Below are 26266 nucleotides of genomic sequence, written 5' to 3'. Positions count from 1 at the left end.
CCCGTTGATAATGGCGCAGTAAGGCCTTCCAGCCGCATACCCCACCCATCTGCCAGGTTGCATCAGCCGAAACCCGGCACATACTTCTGAGGGTTAATCCTGGTGAGGATATGCAGCTATGGGCTTTAAGAACAAAACCGCCGTTATCTTCGGCGGAAGCGGCGTCATCGGCAGTTCAGTGGCGCACGCTCTGGCGCGTGAAGGGGCGGATGTGTACTTCGCCGCACGCGACCACGCCAGGCTGGAGCAGGTCGCCAGCAGCATTCGCGCCGCGGGCGGTTCTGCCAGCACGTTTGTTTTCGATGCGCTCGAGGAGTCCTCGCTGCTCCCCGACCTTGCCCGCATTGATATCGTCGTCAACGCCACGGGCTTTATGCACGATCAGGGCAAACGCCTTGAGGCGTTAACGCTTGATGAGTTCAGGCAGGGTTTTGATCCCTTCCTGGCCGCCTACTTTAACATTGCGAAAGCCGTGTCGTCCCGCATGGGCGGCGAGCATGGTGGAGTCATTATTACCGTCGTCGCGCCTGCCGCGAACATGACGATCGCGGGCCACCTCGGGCATATCGTCGGCTGCGCGGGAACGGAAGCCTTGACCCGGGCGCTGGCGGCGGAACTTGGGACACAAAATATTCGCGTGCTGTGCGTGCGTTCGCACGCGATAGCCGACGCGGTGCAGGCGAGTTCGTATGTGGGAGCCATTTTCGCCGCCCGGGCGCAGGCGATGGGGATTACGGTTGAGCAGTTTCTCAGCGGTGCCGCGCAAAGCACCCTGACGCATCGCCTGCCGACGCTGGCACAGGTGGCAGACACGATTACGTTTCTGGCCTCAGATGCGGCAGGCGCTATGACGGGAACCACCGTCAATATGACCGCGGGCGCAACCTAGCGGCCGCCCTCGCCCGCAATTCTCCCCACCATCGCCCGGATCTCCTCCCGGGTTAACGGCGCCCGGTCGGTGACATAGTGCAGCGTCATCCCTTCGATAAACGCGTCCAGCGCGCGGGTGGTAACCGGGTCGAACCACTGCTCCAGCGTGGTCTGGCTCATTTTCATCCAGTCCTGCATCACCGTTTTGAGCGCCGCGCTGCGGTGCATAAAGGCGTAGAGCTGATACATCAGCGCCATGTTGTGCGGCGTGGTCACCTGCGAGCTGTGGATCAGCGTGGTGATGGATTCACACGCCATTTCCGGCCCGGTGACGCCCGCAAAGAAATCCCGGTACTGCTGCGACATCTGCCGGGTAAACCACGTGAAGGCCTCCTCCAGCAGCGGCTCCATGCCGTCGAAATAGTAGGTCATCGACCCCAGCGGCACGCCCGCGCAGGTGGCGATTTTACGGTGCGTGACGGCGTGAATGCCGTGCTCGGCGATGGTATCGAGCGTTGCCTGCAGGATCTTCTCCCGGCGATGCGGATCGTTCGGTGGTCTGCTCATAAATTCCTCACGTGGTTTGTGTACAAATGTACACAAACTTGCTAGTGTTGTCGCTATTGTTGTACTTCTGGTGCTACCCCAATGACGCAGACCTCTCCCCGTAAAGCCCTGCAGCGACGCCTGTGGGCGCTGTTTATGTTCTTCTTCATTCCCGGCCTGCTGATGGCCTCCTGGGCCACGCGCACCCCCGCCATTCGCGATATTTTGTCCGTTTCTACCGCCGAGATGGGCATCGTGCTGTTCGGCCTGTCGATAGGCTCCATGAGCGGCATCCTCTGCTCCGCGTGGCTGGTAAAGCGCTTTGGTACGCGAGCGGTGATCCGCACCACCATGTGCTTTGCCGTGTTCGGGATGGGCATATTAAGCGTGGCGCTGTGGTTTGCCTCGCCGGTGCTGTTCGCCCTGGGCCTGACGGTATTTGGCGGCAGCTTCGGTTCGGCGGAAGTTGCCATCAACGTGGAAGGGGCGGCGGTCGAACGTGAGATGAATAAAACCGTGCTGCCGATGATGCACGGTTTTTACAGCCTCGGCACGCTGGCCGGTGCGGGCGTGGGGATGGCGCTGACGGCCACCGGCGTGAGCGCGAATCTGCATATCCTGCTGGCGGCGCTGGTGTGCATCATTCCGATCCTGACCGGCATCCGGGCCATCCCGGACGGCACCGGTAAAAACTCCGCTGACGAACAGCACTCGGCTGAAAAAGGGCTGCCCTTCTACCGCGACTTCCAGCTGATGCTGATCGGCGTGGTGGTGCTGGCGATGGCGTTCGCGGAAGGTTCCGCCAACGACTGGCTGCCGCTGCTGATGGTGGACGGTCACGGCTTTAGCCCGACCTCCGGCTCGCTGATTTACGCCGGGTTTACGCTGGGGATGACCGTCGGGCGCTTCACCGGCGGCTGGTTTATCGACCGCTACAGCCGCGTGGCGGTGGTGCGCGCCAGCGCCCTGCTCGGCGGCCTGGGTATCGCGATGATCATCTTTGTGGACGTGGACTGGATTGCGGGCGTTTCCGTGATCCTGTGGGGACTGGGGGCATCACTTGGCTTCCCACTGACCATTTCCGCCGCCAGCGACACCGGCCCGGATGCGCCAACGCGCGTCAGCGTGGTGGCAACTACCGGTTACCTCGCCTTCCTGGTGGGGCCGCCGCTGCTCGGCTTCCTCGGCGAGCACTACGGGCTGCGCAGCGCCATGCTGGTGGTGTTAGGGTTGGTCATCATCGCGGCGCTGGTGGCGCGCGCGGTGGCAAAGCCGGAAACGAATCAAACGACACTGGAGAAGGGATATGAGCGTTAAACTGATCGCCGTCGACATGGATGGTACTTTTCTGAGCGATGCCAAGACCTATAATCGGCCGCGCTTTCTGGCGCAGTACGCCCGCATGAAGGCGCAAGGAATCCGCTTCGTGGTCGCCAGCGGCAACCAGTATTACCAGCTGATCTCCTTTTTCCCGGAGATTGCGCATGAGATTGCGTTCGTCGCCGAAAACGGCGGCTGGGTCGTGAGCGAAGGTGAAGGTGTCTTTAACGGCGAACTGTCGAAAGCCCATTTCGAGACCGTCGCGAACGTGCTAAACGAGGTTCCGGGCATTGAGATCATCGCCTGCGGGAAAAGCAGCGCGTACACGCTGAAATGCTATGACGAGGGCTTTAAGGATATCGCGGCGAAGTATTACCACCGCCTCGAAATGGTCAGCGATTTCGATAACCTGAACGATATTTTCTTCAAGTTCGGGCTTAACGTCTCTGATGATGAAATTCCGCGAATTCAGGCGCTGCTGCATGAAAAGCTGAGCGACATCATGGTGCCCGTCACCACCGGTCACGGCAGTATCGATCTGATTATCCCCGGCGTGCATAAAGCTAACGGCCTGCGGATCCTGCAAAAGCGCTGGGGCATAGACGATAGCGAAGTGGTGGCCTTCGGCGACAGCGGCAACGACGTGGAGATGCTGCGCCAGTCCGGGTTCAGCTTTGCGATGGCGAATGCCAGACCGCATATTAAATCGGCCGCGCGTTTTGAAGCGCCGCACAATAACGATGAAGGCGTTTTAAACGTGATTGAGAAGGTGTTGAACGGGGAGGCACCGTTTAATTGACCGCGTGCGGTCTGGCGCCCTCACCCCTCACCCTGGCCCTCTCCCCAAAGGGGAGAGGGAAAAAAGATTATGGTTGCAGGGCGTTCCCGACGCGTTTGTCTTTCAGGAACACCACCATCAGGCCGACCCACAGCGCGCCGTTGGCGAGGTTAAACAGGCTGAACAGCCCGTTGCCGCCCATCGCGTAGGCATGCTTGCTCACTTCAATACCGACGGTAAAAATCAGCATCTGCAGCATTCCCATCGCCGCTGACACCGTGCCTTTACTCATCTCGCTGGCAAACAGCGTCAGGCGCACCAGCCCGGCGTTGGCCACGCCAATTCCGAAGGCATAGAGGCTGAGCCCCGCCGTCATCCACAGATAGGCGTGGGATGACGCGACGGTCGCCACCGCAGCCAGAATCAGCCCTGCCGCAATCGGCCATCCGCCCATGATAATCAGTGAACGCACGGTGCGGCGTGACGTCAGGCGTGCCAGCACCAGGTTCCCGATAATCAGCGCGCCAAAGATCGGCACCTGCAGCAGGCCATACTCGTAGCTGCTGAGCTTTTCACCGCTGATGATAATGACCGGCGACTGCGCGATCCACGCCAGCAGCGGCAGGCTAACGAACCCGGTCGCCAGCGCGCCCGCCACAAAGCGGCCGTTCTTCAGCACTTCTTTGTAATCCCGACCCAGCTCTTTCAGCGAGAGTTTCTCGCCGATGCGGGTGGCCGTTTCCGGCATCGCCCGGTGCAGGCCAAAGAACGCGAAGGCGGCGAGAAGCGCAAAGAGCACAAACATCCCTTCCCACGGCGCAACGTGCACCCACGCGGCCCCCACCAGCGGCCCGAGCAAGGGGGCGATCAGCGCCACGTTCGCCATCAGCGCGGTAATTTTGATACATACCGCCTCTTCAAACGACTCCTGAATGGCGGCATACCCCACGGCGCCGATAAAGCACAGGCTCACCCCCTGCAGGAAACGCAGCAGGGTAAATTGTTCAATGTTTTGCGCCAGCAGCGTGGCGAGACAGGTGACGATGAACCACACCACGCCCGTCAGCATTACCGGACGACGGCCAATACGATCCGACAGCGGGCCTAACAGCCACTGTAAAAACATGCCGCCGGCCAGATAGGCGGTCATGGAGGTCGGCACCCACTCAATACCCGCGTTGTACTGCGCCACAACGGCCAGCATACCGGGCTGGATCATATCGTTGCCGATATAGGTAGAGAATTCGTAGAGCACCAGACACAGAGGGAAAAGCAACGCCTGACGACCCAGACGTGAACCAGAAGAAGAACGGTTTAACATGCAATCTCTTTATAATGACAAAATCGCGACGAGTTTAATGAAATGCCGCAGCCCGAGATAGTGATTTATCGAGGATAAACAGAAATAAAGCACATATCGTCTTCGTTTAAGGTTTCCTTAAGTTGACACTTTTATGATAGCGCGATTACTCGTCAACGATCCCAAATTATGGCACTCACCTCCAGCCGTTCAGAATTGTCTAACTTACAGACAAATAAGACAAAACGACTTTACCGCTTACCGACCCGCTTTTATGGTTATCAGCTTTTCGTACTGATCGCCCTTGCCGTGGTCTTTACGTGGCTATCGCGCAGTGAAGCGCTCGACAGATGGATCACCGGCTTTTGGTATGACGCGGCAACGCAGAGCTTTCCGCTGCAGAAGGACCACCTGCTGGATCTGCTGAACCACCGCCTGGCGAAGTACATCGCCATCGGCTTAGGTGCCGTAGCGCTGTTTTACGGCGCCTACAAGCGCAACGCAAGGCTGGTGACGGCGGCGCTACTGATGGGCGTTGGCGCGCTGGTGGTAGGCGTGCTGAAAAGCGTGAGCCATCACAGCTGCCCGTGGGATCTGGTGGAATATGGCGGTAAGGCTATGTCTTATCCCCTGTTCAGCGCCGTCCCTGCTGACAGCGGTCCGGGGCGCTGTTTTCCCGGCGGTCATGCCTCCAGCGGCTTTATGGTGATGGGGCTGTTTTTTGCCTTCTGGCGCGAGCGTCCGCGTCTCGCCTGGTGCTTCGTCGCGCTGGGCGTGGTGTTAGGTCTGGCGATGGGCTACGGCCAGGTCATGCGCGGGGCGCATTTTTTCTCTCACAACCTGTGGGCCGGGTGGTGGGTCTGGTTTTCCCAGGTGGTGGTCTACGGACTTATTTCCATCCGGTTTGCTAAAGAGTGATAACGCTATGTTAGAGAATCTGAATTATCAGCTGTTTTATCTGATCAACGCCACGCCAGCCTCGCCTGAGTGGTCGATCGATTTTGCCACCTTTCTGGCAAAAGATCTGATCAGCATCGTGCCTGCACTGGCTGCGATTCTCTGGCTGTGGGGTCCCCGCAGCCAGGTGAAGGCGCAGCGCCAGCTGGTGATCAAAGTCGCGATGGCGCTCGGGGTAAGCGTCCTGGTCAGCTACATTCTCGGCCATGCGTTCCCGCACGATCGTCCTTTTGTCGATCGCGTCGGCTATACCTTCCTGCACCACGCGCCGGATGACTCGTTCCCGAGCGATCACGGAACGGTGATCTTTACCTTCGCGCTGGCTTTCCTGTTCTGGCATCGCCTGTGGTCCGGTGCGGTCCTGATGGTGGCGGCCCTTGCTATCGCCTGGTCTCGCGTTTACCTGGGCGTTCACTGGCCGCTGGATATGGTGGGCGGTTTCCTGGTGGGGCTGATTGGCTGCGTGAGCGCGGCTATCCTGTGGAGCCTCTTTGGCGAAGCGCTTTACCGCACGCTGTCTTCGCTTTATCGCGCCATTTTCGCTATCCCGATCCGCAAAGGCTGGATACGTGACTAACCCCAACCTGACAGGTTACACTTGAGCCCCCGCCCTGCGGGGGTTCACTTTTTTATCCCGAGGAACTATGGAAACACGTCGCGATGACCGCATTGCTCAGCTGCTACAGGCGCTGAAGCGCAGCGATAAGCTGCATCTTAAGGAAGCCGCCAACCTCCTCGGCGTCTCAGAGATGACCATTCGTCGGGATCTGAACAGCGAAAGCGCGCCCGTCGTGCTGCTGGGCGGGTATATTGTGCTTGAGCCGCGTAGCGCCAGCCATTATCTGATCAGCGACCAGAAGACGCGCCTGGTGGAAGAGAAGCGCAAAGCCGCCCGGCTTGCGGCCTCACTGGTACAGCCGCACCAGACCCTGTTTTTTGACTGCGGAACCACCACACCGTGGATTATCGAAGCCATCGACAGCAGCATCCCTTTTACCGCCGTGTGCTACTCCCTGAACACCTTTCTGGCGCTTCAGGAGAAACCGGAGTGCCGGGTGATCCTCTGCGGCGGTGAGTTTCACGCCAGCAACGCCATCTTTAAGCCGCTCAACCTGCAGGATACGCTCAGCAATCTCTGCCCGGATATCGCGTTTTATTCCGCCGCAGGCGTCAACGTGCGTCAGGGTGCGACCTGCTTTAACCTGGAAGAATTACCGGTGAAGCACTGGGCGTTAAGCGCGGCGCAGTACCATGTGCTGGTGGTCGATCACAGCAAGTTTGGCAAGGTGCGTTCGGCAAGAATGGGCGAGCTGGCGCAGTTCGATGCCATCGTCAGCGACTGCCGCCCGGACGACGAGATCGTGGCCCACGCGAAGGCGCAGCAGGTGAAGTTGATGTATTAAGAGGGGTGCGGTCTGATGCCCGCACCCCGGCCCTCTCCCACAGGGAGAGGGAGAAAAAACGTAGGCCGGGTAAGCGCAGCGTCACCCGGCAAAAAACTTAGCTAAACCAGCTGCCAAACCACCCGTGGAATTTCATCATCACGAAATCCCACATCCGGCTGAAGAAGCCGCCCTCTTCCACCGCCTCCATTACAATCAGCGGACGCTGTTCAATCGACTTACCGTTTAGCTGGAAATCAATCGTCCCGACCACCTGGCCTTTTTTCAGCGGAGCCGTAAGCTGCGGGTCGGTCAGGGTATAGCTGGCCTTCAGGTTTTTCAGCTGACCGCGCGGAATGGTCACCGAGCCGCCTTCACCCGCCCCGAGATTAACTTCACTCTTGTCGCCAAACCAGACGCGCTGGCTGACGAACGTGGCATCCGGTTTAATCGGCGTCACGGTTTCATAGAAGCGGAAGCCCCAGGTCAGCAGTTTTTCTGACTCATTAAAGCGAATACGGTCGGTTTTGGTGCCCAGCACCACCGAAATCAGACGCATGTCGCCCTGGGTCGCGGAGGCCACCAGGTTATAGCCCGCGCCCGCCGTAGTGCCGGTTTTCATTCCGTCCACGTTAACGTTGCTGCTCCACAGCAGGCGGTTGCGGTTCGGCTGGCGGATTTTATTGAAGGTAAACTCTTTCTCTTTATGGATGGCGTATTCATCCGGCACGTCGTGGATCAGCGCTTTCCCCAGCAGCGCCATGTCGCGCGCGGTACTGAACTGTCCCGGCGAATCCAGACCGTGAACCGTTTTGAACGTGGTGTTGGTTAAGCCCAGTTTCTGCGCGTAGCCATTCATCAAGCCAATGAAAGAATCCTGGCTGCCGGCAACGTAATCGGCCAGAGCGATGCACGCATCATTTCCCGACTGAATAATTACCCCTTTGTTCAGATCGGAAACGGAGACCTGATCCCCAGGCTTCAGGAACATCACCGAAGAGCCCCGCAGCGCCGGGTTGCCGGTCGCCCAGGCATCCTTCCCGATGGTGACCATATCGTCCAGCTTGATCTTGCCCGCTTTCAACGCCTGGCCGACCACATAGCTGGTCATGATTTTGGTCAGGCTTGCCGGATCGAGTTTCTCATCCGCGTTGCCTTCCGCCAGCACTTTACCGCTGGAGTAGTCCATCAGGATCCAGGCGCGCGCATCCACAGGCGGCGCTTCGGGCGCAGCCTGTTCAGCTGCGTAGAGCGTTGGTGCAAACAGGAAAAGGAGCGCAGAGCCTGTCGCAAGGCTGCGCAGAGAAGTCATTTTACGCGTCATAAATGCCACCCGAGTGTCCATTCAAAAATTACGTCACATCACCGTGTCGCAAGAAGCGATGAGTAATAGCGCACTAAAACGGTTAAAGAAACCCAACGAGGGTAAAGTTATTAAAGTTTATGCAATAACATTCAGATACGCTTTGATTCAGACGATTTTTTTGTCTTCTGTTGCGTAATTGTTAGGTTTATCTCACCATGGCGAAAGCTGACCCGGATTCACATCTCATCAGGAGTAAATATGATTACGCTATGGGGCAGGAACAACTCGACCAACGTTAAGAAAGTGCTCTGGACGCTCGAGGAGCTGGATTTACCGTTCAATCAAATCATGGCCGGCATGTCGTTCGGCGTGAACAAAGAGGCCGACTATCTGGCGATGAACCCGAACGGCCTGGTGCCGCTGCTGCGCGATGATGAAACCGACGCGACGCTTTGGGAATCCAACACCATTGTCCGTTACCTCGCCGCCCAGTACGGTCAGGGCCGCCTGTGGGTTGAAAGCCCGGCCCGTCGCGCCCAGGGTGAAAAGTGGATGGACTGGGCGAACCAGACGCTATCGCCAACCCACCGCGTGATCCTGATGGGGTTAGTCAGAACCCCTGAAGCCGAGCGCGACTACCCTGCCATTCATGCCGCTCAGGATGCGTGTGAAAACCTGTTTGCGATGATGGATGACGAACTGGCGAAGCACGCCTGGTTCTCCGGTGAGGCGTTCGGCGTGGGCGATATTGCCGTGGCGCCGTTCGTCTGGAACCTGACCAACCTCGGCCTGAAGTGGACGCCGCGCCCTCACCTTGAGCGCTGGCTAAAACAGCTAAGCGATCGCCCGGCGTACCGCAACGTGGTAATGATCCCGGTCACCTGATTACGCACCGGACGGGCTGACTTTTAACAGCTGCCCGTCCGTCTCGTCGGTCAGCACATATAAATAGCCGTCCGGCCCCACCCGCACATCACGAATACGTTTATCCCGATCGCCCAGAATTCGCCCGTCCTCCGTCACCTTATTGCCGTCCACGCTCAGCACGATAACGTCCTTTTCCTTCAGCGCGCCGATAAACAGCTTGTTTTTCCACTGCGGGAAGACGTCGCTGTTGTAAAACGCCATACCGCTCACGGCAGGCGACACTTTCCAGACGAACAGCGGTTTTTCGGTTCCCTCAACGTGCTCGCCTTTGGCTTCCGGAATTTTCAGACCGCTGTAGTTAATGCCGTGCGTCGCCAGCGGCCAGCCGTAGTTCTTTCCTTTCTCCGGGATGTTGATCTCATCCCCGCCGCGCGGACCGTGCTCGTTCAGCCACAGCGCGTCGCTCCAGGGATTCATCGCCATCCCCTGCGGGTTGCGAATGCCGTAAGACCAGATTTCGGGTCGCGCGCCGGGGGTATTCACAAACGGGTTATCCGGCGGCACTTTTCCGTCTTCGGTGAGGCGCACCACTTTACCCTGCAATTTATCCAGATCCTGCGCCGTCGGACGCTGGTTATTCTCGCCGAGTCCGATAAAGAGCGAGCCTTTGCCGTCGAATACCAGTCGCCCACCAAAATGGTTACCGGTGGAGAGTTTCGGCATCTGGCGGAACACCACCTGGAAGGCTTCAATGCGCGTCAGATCGTCGCTCAGCCGGCCATAGCCCACCGCCGTTCCGGCCTTGCCGTCACTCCCGGCTTCGGCGAAGCTCAGCCAGATGCGGCGTGATTTTTCAAAATCCGGGTCGAGGACCACGTCCAGCAATCCTCCCTGACCGTTTGCCCAGACCTTCGGCACGCCGACAATCGGATCGGACAGCCCTTTTCCGGCCTGCCAGCGTTTGAGCTGACCGCCCTTCAGGGTTACCAGCAGGCCTTTATTGTCCGGCAGAAACGCCAGAGACCAGGGGTGATCGAGTTTGTTTTGCAGCACCTCAACCTTGACCGCCTCCGGGGCAGCAAGAAGCGAAAACGGAATGAACAGCGCAGGCAGGGAAATTAGCAAGGATCGAGGCATAACGCGCTCCTTTATCGGCATATGGCATAAAGGTTAGCCACTGCATCCGGGGGCGTTACCACTTTTACAAAAGCTTAATCAGAAGGGGGAGTTGCCTCCCCCTGGGTCAGTGCTGTTCAAGCTTCTCGTGCTCGTTCAGGCACATGATGCATAGAGAGAGCGTGGTCAGGCAGTTTTCAAGCTTCTCCGCGTTAACAGCGATAAAATTCGGGCAGTCGTGGCGTCCGTTCATCAAACATACCCCAGCGATGGAAAGTACCTCAGCGGCGCGGCGCAGGGCGATCAGCTCACTTTCGCCGTATTCCGCCTTAAGGGTCGGTGCTTTTTCACGCATGAAATTGCAAAGTTCAAACAGGTTATCACGCAGATGTTCGCTTTCGCTGACTGACATATACCCTTTTGCCTTCCTCAACTGCAGGTACGCGGCCAGGTCGATTCGGGCGTTGATCAGCTTGTTAAGCAGATCGCGTTTTAGTCTGTCAACGGTCATGCTCTTTCCTCCTCTGTCAGCCATTGTGCATAATCAGGATAAGTATATTTTTTGTACAGTTTAATGCCTGGGATCAATTTTTATTAACTGATTAACATTATTTACAATGTTACAACGTCTGCCCGGCGCATCCGCCTTGCAAAGAGTGTATAAATCCCCCGCGATACGCTGTAAAATCCCGCCCTGATAACTCCATAATTGATGAATTTTTAACCTATGAGCAATGTTACGCACCAGCCGAAAATCGGCTTCGTCTCCCTGGGCTGCCCGAAAAACCTCGTGGATTCCGAACGCATCCTGACCGAACTGCGCACCGAGGGCTATGACGTGGTGCCAAGCTACGACAACGCCGATATGGTGATCGTGAACACCTGCGGGTTTATCGACAGCGCGGTTCAGGAATCACTGGAAGCCATCGGTGAAGCCCTGACGGAAAACGGCAAAGTGATTGTTACCGGCTGTCTGGGCGCGAAAGAAGACCAGATCCGCGAAGTGCACCCGAAGGTGCTGGAGATCACCGGCCCGCACAGCTACGAGCAGGTGCTGGAACATGTTCATCACTACGTGCCAAAACCAAAGCACAACCCGTTCCTGAGCCTGGTGCCAGAGCAGGGCGTGAAGCTGACGCCGCGCCACTACGCTTACTTAAAAATTTCCGAAGGCTGCAACCATCGCTGCACCTTCTGCATCATCCCGTCCATGCGCGGCGATCTGGTGAGCCGTCCGATTGGCGAAGTGCTGGCGGAAGCTAAACGTCTGGCCGACGCGGGCGTGAAGGAGCTGCTGGTCATCTCCCAGGACACCTCGGCTTACGGCGTGGACGTTAAACACCGCTCCGGTTTCCACAACGGCGAGCCGGTGAAAACCAGCATGGTAGGCCTGTGCGAACAGCTGTCTAAACTCGGTATCTGGACGCGTCTGCACTACGTCTATCCGTACCCGCACGTTGACGACGTGATCCCGCTGATGGCGGAAGGCAAAATTCTGCCGTACCTGGATATCCCGCTGCAGCACGCCAGCCCGCGTATCCTGAAGCTGATGAAGCGTCCTGGCTCCGTTGATCGCCAGCTGGCGCGCATCAAGCAGTGGCGTGAAATCTGCCCGGATCTGACCCTGCGCTCCACCTTCATCGTCGGCTTCCCGGGTGAAACCGAAGAAGACTTCCAGATGCTGCTCGACTTCCTGAAAGAAGCCCGTCTGGACCGCGTAGGCTGCTTCAAGTACAGCCCGGTTGAAGGCGCTACCGCCAACGAGCTGGCGGACCAGGTGCCGGAAGAGGTGAAAGAAGAGCGCTGGAACCGCTTCATGCAGCTGCAGCAGCAGATCTCTGCCGAGCGTCTGCAGGAAAAAGTGGGCCGCGAGATCATGGTCATCGTTGACGAAGTGGACGAAGAAGGCGCGATTGGCCGCAGCATGGCGGACGCCCCTGAGATCGACGGCGCGGTGTACCTGAACGGCGAAACCAGCGTTAAGCCGGGTGATATTATTCGCGTGAAGGTTGAAAATGCGGACGAGTATGACCTGTGGGGTAGCCGGGTTTAATCTCCTTTCCCCCTCACCCTAACCCTCTCCCCACAGGGGAGAGGGGACTGCTGGGTGCGGTTTTTCACCCTCGCCCCTTTGGGGAGAGGGCCGGGGTGAGGGGCAAGCAAAAGCCTACCCCTTAATCCTCGGATCCAGCGCGTCGCGCAGCCCGTCCCCCAGCAGGTTAAACGCCAGCACGGTGAGGAAAATCGCCAGACTCGGGAAGATCGCCACGTGCGGCGCAATCACCATATCCGCCCTCGCCTCGTTCAGCATCGCGCCCCACTCCGGGGTCGGAGGCTGCGCCCCTAACCCCAGAAACGACAGGCTGGCCGCCGAAATAATCGACACGCCAATGCGCATGGTGAAATAGACCACGATGGACGACACCGTACCCGGCAGAATATGACTGAACAGGATCGTGGCGTCGCTCGCCCCCATGCTGCGGGCGGACTCGATAAAGGTCTGCTGTTTCAGCACCAGCGTGTTGCCGCGCACCAGCCGCGCGAACGCCGGAATCGAAAAGACCGCGACCGCAATGATGACGTTCGCCATGCCGCTGCCCATGATCGCCACCACGGCAATCGCCAGCAGAATGCCGGGAAAAGCAAACAGCACGTCGCAGATGCGCATGATGATGCGGTCCCACCAGCCTTCGTAATACCCGGCAACGAGGCCCAGCACGGTACCGATGGCCGCGCCAATCAGCACCGCGAACACCCCGGCGGCAAGCGAGATCTGCGCCCCCACCAGCACGCGGCTAAAGATATCGCGCCCGAGGGAGTCCACGCCGAACCAGTGCAGCATCGACGGTCCGTCGTTCAGACGGTCGTAGTCAAAATAGTTTTCCGCATCAAACGGCGCCACCCACGGCGCAATCACCGCCACCGCAATCAGCAGCAGCACAAACAGCCCCGCGGTCATCGCGACCGGCTGACGGCGGAAACGCCGCCAGAATTCAGACCACGGGGTGCGGACGTGGTCCGGTTTTAGCCCCGGCATCGCGTTTAAAACGGCCTGACGTCGCCAGTTCAACAATCGCATCTTACTTGTACCTGATGGCCGGGTTAATGGCGGCGTAGAGCACGTCCACCACTAAGTTGATAAGAATAAACTCCAGTGAGAAAAGCAGGACTTCCGCCTGAATCACCGGGTAGTCGCGCATCTCGACGGAGTCGACCAGCAGGCGTCCCAGCCCCGGCCAGTTGAAGACCTTTTCCACGACGATCGAGCCGCCGAGCAGGAAGCCAAACTGCAGCCCCATCATCGTCACTACCGGGATCATCGCATTGCGGAATCCGTGCTTGAGAATGACCCACTTCTCGCTGACCCCTTTCGCCCGCGCGGTGCGAATATAATCTTCACTCAGCACGTCAACGAACGAGGCGCGGGTAAAGCGGGCCATTACCGCCGAAACGGCAGCGCCCAGCGTCATGGAAGGCAGGATGTAATGCTTCCAGGTATCGGCCCCGACGGTCGGCAGCCAGCCCAGTTCGACGGAGAAGATCTGCATCAGCAGCATCCCCAGCGCGAACGCCGGGAAGGAGATGCCGGTCACCGCCAGCGCCATGCCGAGCTTGTCCGGCCAGCGGTTGCGCCATACGGCCGCGATAATCCCGGCGCCAAGCCCGAACACGACCGCCCAGCTCATGCTGGCTATCGTTAACCAGAACGTCGGCATAAAGCGGCTGGCAATCTCCTCCGACACCGGACGGCGCGACACCATCGAGATACCAAAATCGCCCTGCAGAACGTTGCAAATGTAATGGATGAACTGCATATACAGCGGCTGGTCGAGGCCAAGCTGCTTACGCACCAGGTCAATAACGGTGGCATCCGCCTCAGGCCCGGCGACCAGACGCGCCGGATCGCCCGGCAGCATATGGACAAACAAAAACACCAGGACCGCCACAATCAGCAGCGTCGGAATAAGCCCCAGCAGGCGTTTACAAACATAATTCAGCATGAGGTTTATTTTAAATCCGCATCGTCAAAGCTAAAGCCCGTGTCCGGCATGATGTAGAACCCCGTCAACGCTTTGTTATGGGCTGACACCAGTTTCTCCACCACCAGCGGCACCCACGGTGACTCTTTCCAGATAATATCCTGCGCGTCTTTATAGAGACGCGCCTTCTCTTCCGGTTTGGTGGTTTTCAGGGCATCGGCAAGGTCTTTGTCCACCTGCGGGTTGCTGTAAAACGCGGTGTTGAACAGGGTTGGCGGCCAGTTCTGCGAGGCAAACAGCGGCGACAGCGCCCAGTCGGCTTCACCGGTCGACGCCGTCCAGCCGGTGTAGAACATCCGCACGCCGCTCTCTTTCTGCCCTTTCCCCTCCACTTCTGCCGCACGCTGTCCGGCATCCATTGCGGTGACCTGTACCTTGATCCCCACCTGCGCCAGCTGCTGCTGGGTAAACTGCAGCACCTTCTGGGCGGTACTGTGATTATGCGAGGACCACAGCGTGGTGCTGAAACCGTTCGGGAAGCCCGCCTCTTTCAGCAGCTCGCGCGCTTTAGCCGGATCGTACGGCCACGGCTGATAGCTTTGCGCATAGGCGATCGCCGGCGGCAGCACGCCGGTGGCCGGAGTGGCATAGCCGGCAAAGGCGACCTTCACCAGCGCCTGACGGTTAATGGCGTAGTTGATGGCTTCACGCACCTTCGGATTATCGAACGGCTTTTGCGTGACGTTCATGCTGATGTAGCGCTGCATGATTGACGGGCTGGCGACCAGCTCCAGCTTGCTGTTTTTCTGCAAAATGGCGGCCTGCTCGTACGGGATCGGGAAGGCAAACTGCGCCTCGCCGGTTTGCAGCATCGCCGCGCGGGTGTTGTTGTCCACCACCGGGCGCCAGGTGATAGTGTCGAGCTTCGGCAGCCCCTGCTGCCAGTATCCCGCGAATTTCTTCACCTTCACAAAATCGGTCTGGTTCCAGGTGAGCAGTTCGTAAGGGCCGGTGCCAACAGGGTGGAAGCCGATCTCCTTGCCGTATTTCTTCAGCGCGGCAGGGGAAATCATCGCCGTTGCCGGATGCGCCAGGATATTGATAAACGCGGAGAACGGCTCTTTCAGGGTGATTTTAACCGTCGCCGGGTCGACCACCTCTGTACTGGCGATATTTTTATACAGGTTATAGCGCTTGAGGCTATTTTCCGGATTGCTGGCGCGGTCCAGGTTAACCTTCACCGCCTCCGCATTGAAGTCTGTCCCGTCCTGGAACTTCACGCCGGTCCTGAGCTTGATGGTATACACCAGCCCGTCGTCGGACACGGTGTACCCCTCCGCCAGCACGTTTTTGAGCTTCATCTCTTTATCGAGGCCAAACAGGCCCTGATAGAACGATTTCGCCACCGCCTGAGAGAGCGTGTCGTTGGCGTCATACGGATCGAGCGTGGTGAAATTGGAGCCGACGGCGACCACCACATCTTTGGCAGCGAACGCGGGGGCAGCGGCCAGGGCTGCCGTCACGCTCGCGGCTAACAACCATCTACGCGCTACAAATGTAACCATTGTGTTCTCCTGCCTGTTGTAAGTTATAACCGCGAAAAAGCGTTGTCCTGACGCGGGGGAGCGACGAAATGACCCGGCCCGACCTCGCGCAGCGTCACGCGCTCCACGGCCTCGCCGCGTTTATGAATATTGCTCGGCATTTCATCCTGCAGCAGCACGCGCTGACCGTGACGATGCGCCGGATCGGCAACCGGGACCGCCGCGATAAGCTTGCGGGTGTACGGATGCTGCGGGTTTTCAAACACCGCCCTTCGCGGCCCAATCTCCACGATCTGCCCCATAAACATCACCGCCACGCGATGGCTGATGCGCTCGACCACCGCCATATCGTGCGAGATAAACAGGAAGGCGATGCCCATATCCCGCTGTAAATCCAGCAGCAGGTTGATGATTTGCGCCCGGATAGAGACATCCAGCGCCGAGACGGATTCATCGGCAATCACCACTTTCGGGTTCAGCGCCAGCGCGCGGGCGATGCAGATACGCTGCCGCTGTCCGCCGGAAAACTCGTGCGGATAACGCCATGCGTGCTCCGGCTTCAGGCCGACGCGCTCCAGCAGCCAGGCCACGCGACGCTGGGCCGCTTCGCCGTCGAGCAGGTTATGTACCCGCAGCGGCTCCATGATCGAATACCCCACCGTATGGCGCGGATCGAGGGAGGCATACGGGTCCTGGAAAATAAACTGAATATCCCGCCGCACCGCCTGCAGCTTGCTGTCCGGAAGGGTATCAATGCGCTCGCCGTTAAAGGTAATGCAGCCTTCCTGTGATTCCACCAGACGGAGCAACGCGCGTCCGGTGGTGGATTTACCGCAGCCGGACTCCCCCACCAGCGCCAGCGTTTCGCCCGGCCAGAGATCGAAACTGACGTTTTCCACCGCGTGCACTTCGCGCTTAACGCGGTTTAGTACGCCGCTGCGCAGCGGAAAACGGGTGACCAGATCGCGCACTTCCAGAATGGGCTTACCCGGCACCACGGTGTCCTGCTCGCGCTCCTCCTCCTGTAGCTCAGACGCCTCAAGAGAAATCAGCGGGAAGCGGCGCGGCAAATCGCTGCCGTTCATCGCCCCCAGGCGCGGAACCGCCGCCAGCAGCGCTTTGGTGTAAGGATGCGCGGGCGCGTGAAAAATCTGCTCAACCGGGCCGGTTTCCACCGCGCTGCCCTTGTGCATCACCAGCACCCGATCGGCGATATCGGCGACTACGCCCATATCGTGGGTGATGAATATCACCCCCATCTCCATCTCCTGCTGCAGCACTTTAATGAGCTGCAGGATCTGCGCCTGAATCGTCACGTCCAGCGCCGTCGTCGGTTCATCGGCAATCAGCACCGCCGGACGGCAGGAGAGCGCCATGGCAATCATCACCCGCTGGCGCATGCCGCCGGAAAGCTGATGCGGGTAGCGACCCAGAATGGCCTGCGCCTCCGGAATGCGCACCAGCTCCAGCATCCGTCGGGCCTCTTTGAGCGCTTCATCGCCGCTCAGCCCCTGATGCAGGCGGATGGACTCGGCGATTTGTTCCCCGACCGGGAAAACCGGGTTCAGGGAGGTCATCGGCTCCTGGAAGATCATCGCAATATCCGCCCCGCGCACGCCCTGCATCTGCGAACCGCTCAGTTCATTTAAATCAATGACCTGACGGTTGCGGCGGCGCAGGAGCATTTTCTCACTGCTGATTTGCCCGCCCGTCTGTTCCAGCAGGCGCATCAGCGCCAGCGCCGTGACCGATTTACCGGATCCGGATTCACCAACAATCGCCAGCGTCTCGCCGCGCCTGAGCGTGAACGATAAATTCTGTACTGCGGGGATGAACCGCCGCTCTTCCTGAAACGCAATATTGAGCTGATGGACAGCCAGCACTTCGCGGTTGTCCAGTTCTTCACTGTGCGGCACGCGCTGCCCCCTTATTCACGATAGATGCCCGTGCTCGGTTCATCACCGGCATAACCCCAGGCGCGGTACATACCTTCGCTGTTGAATGGCAGAGCCACGTTGCCCTCACGATCCACCGCAATGAGCCCGCCGACGCCGCCCAGGGCAGGCAGTTTCTCCATCACCACGCGCTCGCAGGCTTCGCTGAGGCTTAAACCGCCGTAATCCATCAGCGCGGTGATGTCGTAGGCCGCGAGCGCGCGGATAAACACTTCCCCGGTTCCGGTACATGACACCGCCGCCGTCGCGTTATTGGCGTAGCAGCCGGCGCCCGGCAGCGGGCTATCGCCGACGCGCCCGGGCAGCTTGTTGGTCATCCCGCCCGTTGAGGTTGTCGCCGCGAGGTTTCCGGCCTTATCCAGCGCCACCGCGCCGACCGTGCCCATTTTGGTGGTTTCATCAAGCGGCGCTGTATGGTCAAGCTGCGTCATGCCCGCCGAACGGGCTTCCAGCAGCTGCTGATAGCGCTCCTCGGTGGAAAACAGATCCGGCGATACCGGTTCCATCCCGTGCCCGAAGGCAAACGCCTCCGCTCCGGCCCCTGTGAGCAGCACGTGCGGACTCGCCTCCATCACCAGACGCGCCGCCAGCACCGGATTGCGCAGATGACTCACGCCCGCCACGGCGCCCGCTTTCAGGGTGACGCCGTCCATCACGCAGGCATCCAGCTCGTGCGTTTCATCCCGGGTAAAGACCGAACCGATCCCCGCATTAAATAACGGGCACTCTTCCAGCAGGCGCACCGCCTCGGTGACCACGTCCAGCGCGCTTTCGCCCGCTTCCAGCATTTTCTGGCCCGTTTCCACAATGGCGTACAGCGCGTCGATATAGCGCTTTTCCTGCTCGGGACTGAGCTGTGCTCGGGTGATTGCCCCGGCGCCACCATGAATTGCGATTACCGCATTAACCATTCGCATCACCCGTTAGCCTGATTTGCGGCTTTTTCTATAAATATCATTATCGTCGATGAAACTTCAGATGATTTTTGAATATAGAAAGACGTAACTGTGATGTAAAGCGTACACCCATCGGGTCATACAGTTAGCCGCACTTTTCTGCCATAATGGCCGCTTTCGTTGTTACTCCGCAGGAGCCCACCATGGATTTTACCGCCGGACTGATGCCGCTTGAGACGGCACTCACGCAGATGCTTGACCGAGTTTCCCCGCTGAATGACGTTGAGACGCTGCCCCTCGTGCGCTGTTTTGGCCGTATTGCCGCGCGCGATATCGTCTCTCCGCTTAACGTGCCGGGGTTTGATAATTCCGCGATGGACGGTTACGCGGTACGCCTGGCGGATCTCCAGACGGGTAACGCCCTGCCGGTGGCAGGTAAAGCCTTTGCGGGCCAGCCGTTTAACGGTGAATGGCCTGCGGGCACCTGCGTGCGCATCATGACCGGCGCGCCGGTTCCGGCCAGCTGCGACGCCGTGGTGATGCAGGAAGAGACCGAACAGACCGACGACGGCGTGCGTTTTACCGCGAACGTTAAAGCGGGCCAGAACATCCGCCGCACGGGCGAAGATATCACCCTTGGCGCGACGGTCTTTGCCGCCGGGCAGAAGCTGACGGCAGGTGAGCTGCCGGTGCTGGCGTCGCTCGGCGTGGCTGAAATCGACGTTATTCGTAAAGTGCGCGTGGCCGTCTTCTCCACCGGTGACGAACTTCAGCTTCCGGGCCAGCCGCTGCAGGACGGTCAGATATACGACACCAACCGCCTGGCGGTACACCTGATGCTGGAGCAGCTGGGCTGCGAGGTGATTAACCTCGGCATTATTCCTGACGATCCGGAAAAACTGCGCGCCGCGTTTATCGAGGCGGATAACGCAGCCGACGTGGTCATCAGCTCCGGCGGCGTTTCCGTGGGCGAAGCGGATTACACCAAAACCATCCTCGAAGAGCTGGGGGAAATCGCCTTCTGGAAGCTGGCCATCAAGCCGGGCAAACCGTTCGCGTTTGGCAAGCTCACGCGCGGCTGGTTCTGCGGCCTGCCGGGTAATCCGGTCTCGGCGGCTCTCACCTTCTACCAGCTGGTGATCCCGCTGCTGGCGAAGCTTTCCGGCAACAGCGCCAGCCCGCTGCCGGAACGCCAGCGCGTGCGCGCTGCCACGCGCCTGAAAAAATCGCCGGGCCGCCTCGATTTCCAGCGCGGCATTCTGGCGCGCAACGCGGACGGAGAGCTCGAAGTGAGCACCACCGGGCACCAGGGCTCACACATTTTCAGCTCCTTCAGCCAGGGCAACTGCTTTATCGTCCTGGAGCGCGAGCGCGGCAATGTGGAAGCAGGCGAGTGGGTTGAGATCGAGCGTTTTAACCACCTGTTCGGAGGCTGACATGACGGTGGAGCTGAGCGACCCGGAGATGATGCGCTACAACCGCCAGATTGTGCTGCGCGGGTTTGATTTCGAAGGCCAGGAAGCGCTTAAGGCAGCAAGCGTGCTGGTTGTTGGTCTGGGCGGCCTGGGCTCCGCCGCCGCGCAGTATCTTGCCGCGGCGGGCGTGGGCAGAATGACGCTGCTGGATTTTGATACCGTGTCGGTGTCAAATCTCCAGCGCCAGACGCTGCACAGCGACGCGACGGTTGGCCAGCCGAAGGTGGACTCTGCCCGCACGGCGCTGGCGCGCATCAACCCCAACGTTCAGTTCACCCTGATTGACGCGATGCTGGATGACGAGGCGCTGTCCGCGCAAATTGCACAGCACGACCTGGTGCTGGACTGCACCGATAACGTCACGGTCCGTAACCAACTGAACGCGGGCTGCTTTGCCCACAAAATCCCGCTGGTCTCCGGCGCGGCGATCCGCATGGAGGGGCAAATCAGCGTCTTCACGTACGGGGAAGGCGAACCCTGCTACCGCTGCCTGAGCCGCTTGTTCGGCGAGAACGCGCTGACCTGCGTTGAGGCGGGCGTGATGGCGCCGCTGGTCGGCGTGATTGGCTCCCTGCAGGCGATGGAAGCGATCAAGGTGCTGGCGCGCTACGGCACGCCTGCCGCGGGGAAAATCGTGATGTATGACGCGATGACCTGCCAGTTCCGCGAGATGAAGCTGATGCGTAACCCGGAGTGTGAGGTTTGCGGAGGTTAAAGCAAACGGCAACCTTCAGGTTGCCGTTTTAGTGTTTGCTCCCTCTCCCTGTGGGAGAGGGTTGGGGTGAGGGCATCAGGCCGCACCCGTTAGATCGACGTCCGTCCAAACGCCCCCTGCCAGTCCTGCTCAAACTTCACAATCGCCGCATCCACAGCCGGAGAGGTAATAAACTGCTGCGCCACGTCCAGCGGCAGCGTGATGGACTCGCAGCCCGCCAGCAGGCAGTCCAGCGCCTGACGCGGCGTTTTGAAGCTCGCGGCCAGCACCTTTGACTGCGGTACGTGCAGCGTCAGCAGCTGTTGCAGTTCAACCACGGTCTGGATCCCGTCCCCGCCCTGCGCGTCCAGGCGGTTAACGTAAGGCGCCACATATTCCGCGCCCGCCAGCGCGCAGAGCATCCCCTGTGCAGCACCGTAAACCGCCGTACCCAGCGTCGGGATCCCTTCCGCTTTCAGCATCTTGATCGCCGCCAGCCCTTCGGCGGTCACCGGCACTTTTACTACCAGGTCGTTAATGATGGCGCGCAGCTTACGCGCGTCCTCCACCATCCCTTCGGCGGTGGTCGCCATCACCTGCGCGAAGAGACGGCCTTTGCCGCCCAGCGCGTCGTGCAGCGCTGGCAGCAACACGTCCAGCGGCGTTTTACCTGCCGCCACAATGCTTGGGTTGGTGGTCACGCCCGCCAGCGGGAAGATACGCGCCAGCTTTTTGACTGCCGCGACGTCAGATGTGTCGAGATAAAGTTCCATGATGTCACCCTCAAATTTAGCCTGCACTTACCCTATCACGACAAAACCTGCTCAGTAGTTGACCTGCATCAAGATAACTTTCATTCGAAAGTAATTTAATCTTCATATGCAATTCGAGAGGCGAAATCATGATCTTCAATATTCAGCGTTACTCTACCCACGATGGCCCCGGTATTAGAACCGTGGTGTTCCTGAAAGGCTGCTCGCTGGGCTGTCGCTGGTGCCAGAACCCGGAAAGCCGCTCCCGCAGCCGGGACGTGCTGTTTGATGCGCGCCTGTGCCTGGACGGCTGTGACCTGTGCCAGCAGGCGGCACCGGGCTGCATCGAACGCGCGCTGAATGGCCAGGTTATCCACCGCGAGAAGCTTGATGAAGCGACGCTCAACGCCCTTAGTGACTGCTGCCCGACGCAGGCGCTGACCGTCTGCGGTGAAGAGCAGCAGGTCGAGGAGATCATGGCGACCGTACTGCGCGATAAACCCTTTTACGACCGCAGCGGCGGCGGGATCACCCTCTCCGGCGGCGAGCCGTTTATGAACCCTGAGCTGGCGCACGCCCTGTTTAAAGCCAGCCACGAACAGGGGATCCACACAGCCGTGGAAACCTGCCTTCACGTGCCGTGGCACTATATCGAGCCGTCATTACCGTACGTCGATCTGTTCCTCGCCGACCTGAAGCACGTCGACGGTGAGGTGTTCAAACAGTGGACGGACGGTTCGGCTAAGCGAATCCTGGACAACCTGAAACGCCTTGCCGCCGCCGGGAAAAAAATCACCATCCGCGTGCCGCTGATCCAGGGCTTTAACGCTGACGAAGCGTCCGTAACCGCCATTACCAACTTCGCCGCCGACGAGCTCGGCGTCGACGATATTCATTTTCTGCCGTATCACACGCTGGGCATGAACAAATACACCCTGCTCGGCCAACCCTACTCTGCCCCTGACAAACCGCTGGATAACCCTGCCCTGCTGGACTTCGCGCAGCAGTACGCCTGCCAGAAAGGGTTAACCGCGACCTTACGAGGATAAACCTATGACGACCCTGAATCTCAACACCCTCAGCGAACGCATTAAGGCGCACAAAACGGCGCTGGTGCATATCGTTAAGCCGCCGGTCTGTACCGAGCGCGCCCAGCATTACACCGAAATGTACCAGCAGCACATGGACAAGCCGATCCCGGTACGCCGCGCTCTGGCGCTGGCGCATCACCTGGCGGAACGCACCATCTGGATCAAACACGACGAGCTGATTATAGGTAACCAGGCAAGCGAAGTGCGCGCCGCGCCGATTTTCCCGGAATACACCGTTTCCTGGATTGAGAAAGAGATCGACGATCTGGCGGACCGCCCGGGCGCGGGCTTTGCGGTGAGCGAAGAGAACAAGCGCGTGCTGCACGACATCTGCCCGTGGTGGCGCGGCCAGACGGTGCAGGACCGCTGCTACGGCATGTTCACCGACGAGCAAAAAGGCCTGCTGGAAACCGGCATTATCAAAGCCGAAGGCAACATGACCTCCGGCGACGCGCACCTGGCGGTCAACTTCCCGCTGGTGCTGGAAAAAGGCCTCGACGGCCTGCGCGCTAAGGTGGCCGAGCGCCGCACGCGCATCAACCTGACGGTGCTGGAAGACCTGCACGGCGACCAGTTCCTGAAGGCGATCGATATCGTGCTGGAAGCCGTAAGCCTGCACATCAAACGCTTTGCCAATCTGGCGCGTGAAATGGCATCTACCGAGACACGCGAAAGCCGCCGCGACGAGCTGCTGGCGATGGCGGAAAACTGCGACGTGATTGCCCACGAGCCGCCAAAAACCTTCTGGCAGGCGCTGCAGCTGTGCTACTTCATCCAGCTGATCCTGCAGATTGAGTCAAACGGCCACTCCGTCTCCTTCGCGCGTATGGACCAGTATCTCTATCCGTACTACCGCCGCGACGTCGAGCTGAACCAGAGCCTCGACCGCGAACACGCTATCGAGCTGCTGCACAGCTGCTGGCTGAAGCTGCTGGAAGTGAACAAAATCCGCTCCGGTTCGCACTCCAAGGCTTCCGCCGGTAGCCCGCTGTACCAGAACGTCACCATCGGCGGCCAGAAGCTGGTCAACGGTGAGCCGATGGACGCGGTGAACCCGCTCTCCTACGCGATTCTGGAGTCCTGCGGTCGCCTGCGCTCCACCCAGCCAAACCTGAGCGTGCGCTACCACGCGGGCATGAGCAATGACTTCCTCGACGCCTGCGTGCAGGTGATCCGCTGCGGCTTCGGGATGCCCGCGTTCAACAACGATGAAATCGTCATTCCGGAATTCATCAAGCTTGGCGTTGAACGAGACGACGCCTACGACTACGCGGCCATCGGCTGTATCGAAACCGCGGTTGGCGGCAAGTGGGGCTACCGCTGCACCGGCATGAGCTTTATCAACTTCGCCCGCGTGATGCTGGCCGCGCTGGAAGGCGGGCGCGACGCCACCAGCGGCAAGGTGTTCCTGCCGCAGGAGAAAGCGCTCTCCGCCGGTAACTTCGACAACTTCGACGAAGTGATGGCGGCGTGGGACAGCCAGATCCGCTACTACACCCGCAAATCCATCGAGATTGAGTACGTGGTGGACACCATGCTGGAAGAGAACGTCCACGATATTCTCTGCTCGGCGCTGGTGGATGACTGCATCGAACGTGCGAAAAGCATCAAGCAGGGCGGCGCGAAGTACGACTGGGTCTCCGGCCTGCAGGTGGGCATCGCTAACCTCGGCAACAGCCTGGCTGCGGTGAAGAAGCTGGTGTTCGAACAGGGCACTATTGGTCAGCAGCAGCTGGCGGCAGCGCTGGCGGATGACTTCGACGGGCTGACCCATGAGCAGCTGCGTCAGCGCCTGATCAACGGCGCGCCGAAGTACGGCAACGACGACGACAGCGTGGACATGCTGCTGACGCGCGCCTACCAGACCTACATTGAAGAGCTGAAGCAGTACCACAACCCTCGCCACGGCCGCGGCCCGATTGGCGGTAACTACTACGCGGGCACCTCTTCCATCTCCGCAAACGTGCCGTTCGGCGCGGCAACGATGGCCACCCCGGACGGTCGTAAGGCGCACACCCCGCTGGCGGAAGGAGCAAGCCCGGCTTCCGGTACGGACCACCTCGGCCCGACGGCGGTAATTGGCTCGGTGGGTAAACTGCCGACGGAAGCGATTCTCGGCGGCGTGCTGCTGAACCAGAAGCTGAACCCGTCGACGCTGGAAAACGACAGCGATCGCCAGAAGCTGATGGTGCTGCTGCGCACCTTCTTCGAGGTGCATAAAGGCTGGCATATCCAGTACAACATCGTCTCGCGCGAAACGCTGCTGGAAGCGAAGAAACATCCTGACCAGTATCGTGACCTGGTGGTGCGCGTCGCGGGCTACTCGGCGTTCTTCACCGCCCTGTCGCCGGATGCGCAGGACGATATTATCGCCCGTACTGAGCATACGCTGTAACGGCATATCTCCTCACCCCGCCCCTCTCCCACGGGGAGAGGGAGAAAACACTAACAACGGCAACCACGGTTGCCGTTTTGCTTTTACTTTCGAATGAAATTAAATTTGTGCTCCCCGTCACCTTGTTATTAGAATGTTTCAAAACGCAGTGACCCAGGAGCACAGTATGACCGTTAAAGTTATCGTCACCGATATGGACGGAACTTTCCTTGATGATGCCAAGCAGTACGATCGTGACCGCTTCCAGGCACAGTTTGAACAGCTTAAAGCCCGCGATATTGAATTCGTTGTCGCCAGCGGCAACCAGTATTACCAGCTCATCTCCTTCTTTCCGGCGCTGAAAGACCGGATCTCCTTCGTGGCGGAAAACGGCGCGCTGGTGTTCGATCGCGGCGAACAGATTTTCCACGGCGAGCTGACGCGTCATGAATCGCAGATCGTGATTGGCGAACTGCTGAAAGACAAAGGGCTGAACTTCGTGGCCTGCGGGCTGGAGAGCGCCTGGGTCAGCGACCAGGCTCCTGAAGAATTCGTGGCGCTGATGTCAAAGCACTATCACCGCTTAAAGCGCATCAGCGATTACCGCGAAATTGACGACGTGCTGTTTAAGTTCTCCCTGAACCTGCCGGACAGCGATATCCCTAATCTGGTGGATAAACTGCACGTCTCCCTGGACGGCATCATGAAGCCGGTCACCAGCGGCTTTGGTTTTGTTGATTTGATTATCCCCGGCCTGCACAAGGCCAACGGCATTAGCCGTCTGCTGAAACGCTGGAAAATCTCCCCGCAGGAGTGCGTGGCCATTGGCGACAGCGGCAACGATGCCGAGATGCTGAAGCTGGTGAAATATTCCTTTGCGATGGGCAACGCAGCAGAGAGCATCAAAGAAATCAGCCGCTACGGCACCGACGACAACAACCATCAGGGCGCGCTGAACGTCATCCAGGCCGTGCTCGACAACCATTCCCCGTTCGACGTCTGATCCTTTCCTCGCCGGAGCGTCGCTCCGGCCTCTCACTCTTTTTCCGTCCTGTGGCTTGCG

Annotated in this window: 24 protein-coding genes; 13 read left to right on the top strand and 11 right to left on the bottom strand. The window is 59.4% G+C overall.

The window, feature by feature from the left end:
- The first annotated feature begins 118 nt into the window (after window positions 1-118).
- The gene (locus UR289_RS02695) at window positions 119-889 is read left to right on the top strand and encodes an SDR family NAD(P)-dependent oxidoreductase (RefSeq protein ID WP_320709118.1); all 771 of its coding nucleotides are present in this window, start codon (window positions 119-121) and stop codon (window positions 887-889) included.
- On the opposite strand, the gene UR289_RS02690 is transcribed toward UR289_RS02695, so the two are convergent.
- Window positions 886-1437, bottom strand: coding sequence for a TetR/AcrR family transcriptional regulator (locus UR289_RS02690; RefSeq protein WP_033145035.1), 552 nt, complete (start codon window positions 1435-1437; stop codon window positions 886-888). The genes UR289_RS02695 and UR289_RS02690 overlap by 4 nt on opposite strands.
- 81 nt (window positions 1438-1518) lie before the next feature.
- Between UR289_RS02690 and UR289_RS02685 the strand changes: the two genes are divergently transcribed.
- Window positions 1519-2733, top strand: coding sequence for an MFS transporter (locus UR289_RS02685; protein WP_032661348.1), 1215 nt, complete (start codon window positions 1519-1521; stop codon window positions 2731-2733).
- Window positions 2723-3535, top strand: coding sequence for a Cof-type HAD-IIB family hydrolase (locus UR289_RS02680; protein WP_320709117.1), 813 nt, complete (start codon window positions 2723-2725; stop codon window positions 3533-3535). Before UR289_RS02685 ends, UR289_RS02680 begins: the two co-directional genes overlap by 11 nt.
- A 67-nt stretch (window positions 3536-3602) precedes the next feature.
- Here UR289_RS02680 and UR289_RS02675 read toward each other — a convergent pair whose 3' ends face one another.
- Window positions 3603-4835, bottom strand: a complete 1233-nt coding sequence (locus tag UR289_RS02675) for an MFS transporter (RefSeq protein ID WP_032661345.1) — start codon at window positions 4833-4835, stop codon at window positions 3603-3605.
- A 168-nt stretch (window positions 4836-5003) separates the two neighbouring features.
- On the opposite strand from UR289_RS02675, the gene UR289_RS02670 reads away from it, so the two are divergent.
- From UR289_RS02670 to deoR, 3 genes are all read left to right on the top strand, one after another.
- Window positions 5004-5732: a phosphatase PAP2 family protein gene (locus UR289_RS02670; RefSeq protein ID WP_058841660.1), complete on the top strand. Its 729-nt coding sequence runs from the start codon at window positions 5004-5006 to the stop codon at window positions 5730-5732.
- Window positions 5733-5739: 7 nt separating this feature from the next.
- On the top strand, window positions 5740-6348 hold the full coding sequence (ybjG, locus tag UR289_RS02665) for an undecaprenyl-diphosphate phosphatase (protein WP_039261467.1): 609 nt from the start codon (window positions 5740-5742) through the stop codon (window positions 6346-6348).
- A 67-nt stretch (window positions 6349-6415) separates the two neighbouring features.
- On the top strand, window positions 6416-7174 hold the full coding sequence (gene deoR, locus UR289_RS02660; RefSeq protein ID WP_008503427.1) for a DNA-binding transcriptional repressor DeoR: 759 nt from the start codon (window positions 6416-6418) through the stop codon (window positions 7172-7174).
- A 97-nt stretch (window positions 7175-7271) separates the two neighbouring features.
- On the opposite strand, the gene dacC is transcribed toward deoR, so the two are convergent.
- Window positions 7272-8477, bottom strand: a complete 1206-nt coding sequence (dacC, locus tag UR289_RS02655; RefSeq protein WP_032661393.1) for a serine-type D-Ala-D-Ala carboxypeptidase — start codon at window positions 8475-8477, stop codon at window positions 7272-7274.
- 240 nt (window positions 8478-8717) lie between these two features.
- Between dacC and UR289_RS02650 the strand changes: the two genes are divergently transcribed.
- A complete protein-coding gene (locus tag UR289_RS02650; protein ID WP_039261465.1) occupies window positions 8718-9344 on the top strand; it encodes a glutathione S-transferase family protein in 627 nt (208 codons plus the stop codon).
- Here the strand turns inward: UR289_RS02650 and UR289_RS02645 are convergent, their stop codons facing one another.
- On the bottom strand, window positions 9345-10463 hold the full coding sequence (locus UR289_RS02645) for a PQQ-dependent sugar dehydrogenase (protein WP_087822246.1): 1119 nt from the start codon (window positions 10461-10463) through the stop codon (window positions 9345-9347). It abuts the gene before it with no gap.
- A 106-nt stretch (window positions 10464-10569) separates the two neighbouring features.
- Window positions 10570-10953 carry a biofilm formation regulator BssR gene (gene bssR, locus UR289_RS02640; protein ID WP_064672152.1) on the bottom strand — a complete coding sequence of 128 codons (384 nt, stop codon included), beginning with the start codon at window positions 10951-10953 and terminating at the stop codon, window positions 10570-10572.
- 216 nt (window positions 10954-11169) lie between these two features.
- Between bssR and rimO the strand changes: the two genes are divergently transcribed.
- Complete coding sequence (gene rimO / locus UR289_RS02635) at window positions 11170-12495, top strand: 30S ribosomal protein S12 methylthiotransferase RimO (protein WP_058841665.1); 1326 nt, start codon at window positions 11170-11172, stop codon at window positions 12493-12495.
- Between the two features lie 114 nt (window positions 12496-12609).
- Here rimO and gsiD read toward each other — a convergent pair whose 3' ends face one another.
- From gsiD to iaaA, 5 genes are read right to left on the bottom strand one after another with little or no spacing between them, the layout of a single operon-like run.
- Complete coding sequence (gene gsiD / locus UR289_RS02630) at window positions 12610-13521, bottom strand: glutathione ABC transporter permease GsiD (RefSeq protein WP_024908682.1); 912 nt, start codon at window positions 13519-13521, stop codon at window positions 12610-12612.
- A gap of 1 nt (window position 13522) precedes the next feature.
- Window positions 13523-14443, bottom strand: a complete 921-nt coding sequence (gene gsiC, locus UR289_RS02625; RefSeq protein ID WP_023310911.1) for a glutathione ABC transporter permease GsiC — start codon at window positions 14441-14443, stop codon at window positions 13523-13525.
- A gap of 5 nt (window positions 14444-14448) precedes the next feature.
- On the bottom strand, window positions 14449-15987 hold the full coding sequence (gene gsiB, locus UR289_RS02620; protein WP_033145024.1) for a glutathione ABC transporter substrate-binding protein GsiB: 1539 nt from the start codon (window positions 15985-15987) through the stop codon (window positions 14449-14451).
- 23 nt (window positions 15988-16010) lie between these two features.
- Complete coding sequence (gene gsiA, locus UR289_RS02615; RefSeq protein ID WP_320709116.1) at window positions 16011-17882, bottom strand: glutathione ABC transporter ATP-binding protein GsiA; 1872 nt, start codon at window positions 17880-17882, stop codon at window positions 16011-16013.
- Window positions 17883-17893: 11 nt separating this feature from the next.
- The gene (iaaA, locus tag UR289_RS02610) at window positions 17894-18832 is read right to left on the bottom strand and encodes a beta-aspartyl-peptidase (protein WP_320709115.1); all 939 of its coding nucleotides are present in this window, start codon (window positions 18830-18832) and stop codon (window positions 17894-17896) included.
- A 188-nt stretch (window positions 18833-19020) separates the two neighbouring features.
- Between iaaA and moeA the strand changes: the two genes are divergently transcribed.
- The gene (gene moeA, locus UR289_RS02605) at window positions 19021-20253 is read left to right on the top strand and encodes a molybdopterin molybdotransferase MoeA (protein ID WP_320709114.1); all 1233 of its coding nucleotides are present in this window, start codon (window positions 19021-19023) and stop codon (window positions 20251-20253) included.
- Window position 20254: 1 nt separating this feature from the next.
- Complete coding sequence (moeB, locus tag UR289_RS02600; protein WP_320709113.1) at window positions 20255-21007, top strand: molybdopterin-synthase adenylyltransferase MoeB; 753 nt, start codon at window positions 20255-20257, stop codon at window positions 21005-21007.
- A gap of 89 nt (window positions 21008-21096) precedes the next feature.
- Here the strand turns inward: moeB and fsa are convergent, their stop codons facing one another.
- Complete coding sequence (gene fsa, locus UR289_RS02595; RefSeq protein ID WP_210867314.1) at window positions 21097-21759, bottom strand: fructose-6-phosphate aldolase; 663 nt, start codon at window positions 21757-21759, stop codon at window positions 21097-21099.
- A gap of 128 nt (window positions 21760-21887) precedes the next feature.
- Between fsa and UR289_RS02590 the strand changes: the two genes are divergently transcribed.
- The 3 genes from UR289_RS02590 (at window position 21888) to UR289_RS02580 (ending at window position 26206) form a co-directional block, all read left to right on the top strand.
- The gene (locus tag UR289_RS02590; protein ID WP_320709112.1) at window positions 21888-22787 is read left to right on the top strand and encodes a glycyl-radical enzyme activating protein; all 900 of its coding nucleotides are present in this window, start codon (window positions 21888-21890) and stop codon (window positions 22785-22787) included.
- 4 nt (window positions 22788-22791) lie between these two features.
- The gene (locus tag UR289_RS02585) at window positions 22792-25224 is read left to right on the top strand and encodes a formate C-acetyltransferase/glycerol dehydratase family glycyl radical enzyme (protein ID WP_320709111.1); all 2433 of its coding nucleotides are present in this window, start codon (window positions 22792-22794) and stop codon (window positions 25222-25224) included.
- Between the two features lie 166 nt (window positions 25225-25390).
- Window positions 25391-26206, top strand: coding sequence for a Cof-type HAD-IIB family hydrolase (locus UR289_RS02580; protein WP_047061452.1), 816 nt, complete (start codon window positions 25391-25393; stop codon window positions 26204-26206).
- Window positions 26207-26266: the final 60 nt, after the last annotated feature.

The sequence above is a fragment of the Enterobacter sp. 302C9 genome, assembly GCF_034106085.1.
Taxonomy (GTDB): Bacteria; Pseudomonadota; Gammaproteobacteria; order Enterobacterales; family Enterobacteriaceae; genus Enterobacter; species Enterobacter asburiae_B.
Note: the sequence above shows the minus strand (reverse complement) of the source record. Positions and strands in the feature narration are given on the sequence as shown.

What these genes read in the sequence shown, in the direction of transcription:
- UR289_RS02695 (WP_320709118.1), top strand. Translation starts at nt 119, where the DNA reads ATGGGCTTTAAGAACAAAACCGCCGTTATCTTCGGCGGAAGCGGCGTC.
- UR289_RS02690 (WP_033145035.1), bottom strand. Translation starts at nt 1,437, where the DNA reads ATGAGCAGACCACCGAACGATCCGCATCGCCGGGAGAAGATCCTGCAG.
- UR289_RS02685 (WP_032661348.1), top strand. Translation starts at nt 1,519, where the DNA reads ATGACGCAGACCTCTCCCCGTAAAGCCCTGCAGCGACGCCTGTGGGCG.
- UR289_RS02680 (WP_320709117.1), top strand. Translation starts at nt 2,723, where the DNA reads ATGAGCGTTAAACTGATCGCCGTCGACATGGATGGTACTTTTCTGAGC.
- UR289_RS02675 (WP_032661345.1), bottom strand. Translation starts at nt 4,835, where the DNA reads ATGTTAAACCGTTCTTCTTCTGGTTCACGTCTGGGTCGTCAGGCGTTG.
- UR289_RS02670 (WP_058841660.1), top strand. Translation starts at nt 5,004, where the DNA reads ATGGCACTCACCTCCAGCCGTTCAGAATTGTCTAACTTACAGACAAAT.
- ybjG (WP_039261467.1), top strand. Translation starts at nt 5,740, where the DNA reads ATGTTAGAGAATCTGAATTATCAGCTGTTTTATCTGATCAACGCCACG.
- deoR (WP_008503427.1), top strand. Translation starts at nt 6,416, where the DNA reads ATGGAAACACGTCGCGATGACCGCATTGCTCAGCTGCTACAGGCGCTG.
- dacC (WP_032661393.1), bottom strand. Translation starts at nt 8,477, where the DNA reads ATGACGCGTAAAATGACTTCTCTGCGCAGCCTTGCGACAGGCTCTGCG.
- UR289_RS02650 (WP_039261465.1), top strand. Translation starts at nt 8,718, where the DNA reads ATGATTACGCTATGGGGCAGGAACAACTCGACCAACGTTAAGAAAGTG.
- UR289_RS02645 (WP_087822246.1), bottom strand. Translation starts at nt 10,463, where the DNA reads ATGCCTCGATCCTTGCTAATTTCCCTGCCTGCGCTGTTCATTCCGTTT.
- bssR (WP_064672152.1), bottom strand. Translation starts at nt 10,953, where the DNA reads ATGACCGTTGACAGACTAAAACGCGATCTGCTTAACAAGCTGATCAAC.
- rimO (WP_058841665.1), top strand. Translation starts at nt 11,170, where the DNA reads ATGAGCAATGTTACGCACCAGCCGAAAATCGGCTTCGTCTCCCTGGGC.
- gsiD (WP_024908682.1), bottom strand. Translation starts at nt 13,521, where the DNA reads ATGCGATTGTTGAACTGGCGACGTCAGGCCGTTTTAAACGCGATGCCG.
- gsiC (WP_023310911.1), bottom strand. Translation starts at nt 14,443, where the DNA reads ATGCTGAATTATGTTTGTAAACGCCTGCTGGGGCTTATTCCGACGCTG.
- gsiB (WP_033145024.1), bottom strand. Translation starts at nt 15,987, where the DNA reads ATGGTTACATTTGTAGCGCGTAGATGGTTGTTAGCCGCGAGCGTGACG.
- iaaA (WP_320709115.1), bottom strand. Translation starts at nt 18,832, where the DNA reads ATGGTTAATGCGGTAATCGCAATTCATGGTGGCGCCGGGGCAATCACC.
- moeA (WP_320709114.1), top strand. Translation starts at nt 19,021, where the DNA reads ATGGATTTTACCGCCGGACTGATGCCGCTTGAGACGGCACTCACGCAG.
- moeB (WP_320709113.1), top strand. Translation starts at nt 20,255, where the DNA reads ATGACGGTGGAGCTGAGCGACCCGGAGATGATGCGCTACAACCGCCAG.
- fsa (WP_210867314.1), bottom strand. Translation starts at nt 21,759, where the DNA reads ATGGAACTTTATCTCGACACATCTGACGTCGCGGCAGTCAAAAAGCTG.
- UR289_RS02590 (WP_320709112.1), top strand. Translation starts at nt 21,888, where the DNA reads ATGATCTTCAATATTCAGCGTTACTCTACCCACGATGGCCCCGGTATT.
- UR289_RS02585 (WP_320709111.1), top strand. Translation starts at nt 22,792, where the DNA reads ATGACGACCCTGAATCTCAACACCCTCAGCGAACGCATTAAGGCGCAC.
- UR289_RS02580 (WP_047061452.1), top strand. Translation starts at nt 25,391, where the DNA reads ATGACCGTTAAAGTTATCGTCACCGATATGGACGGAACTTTCCTTGAT.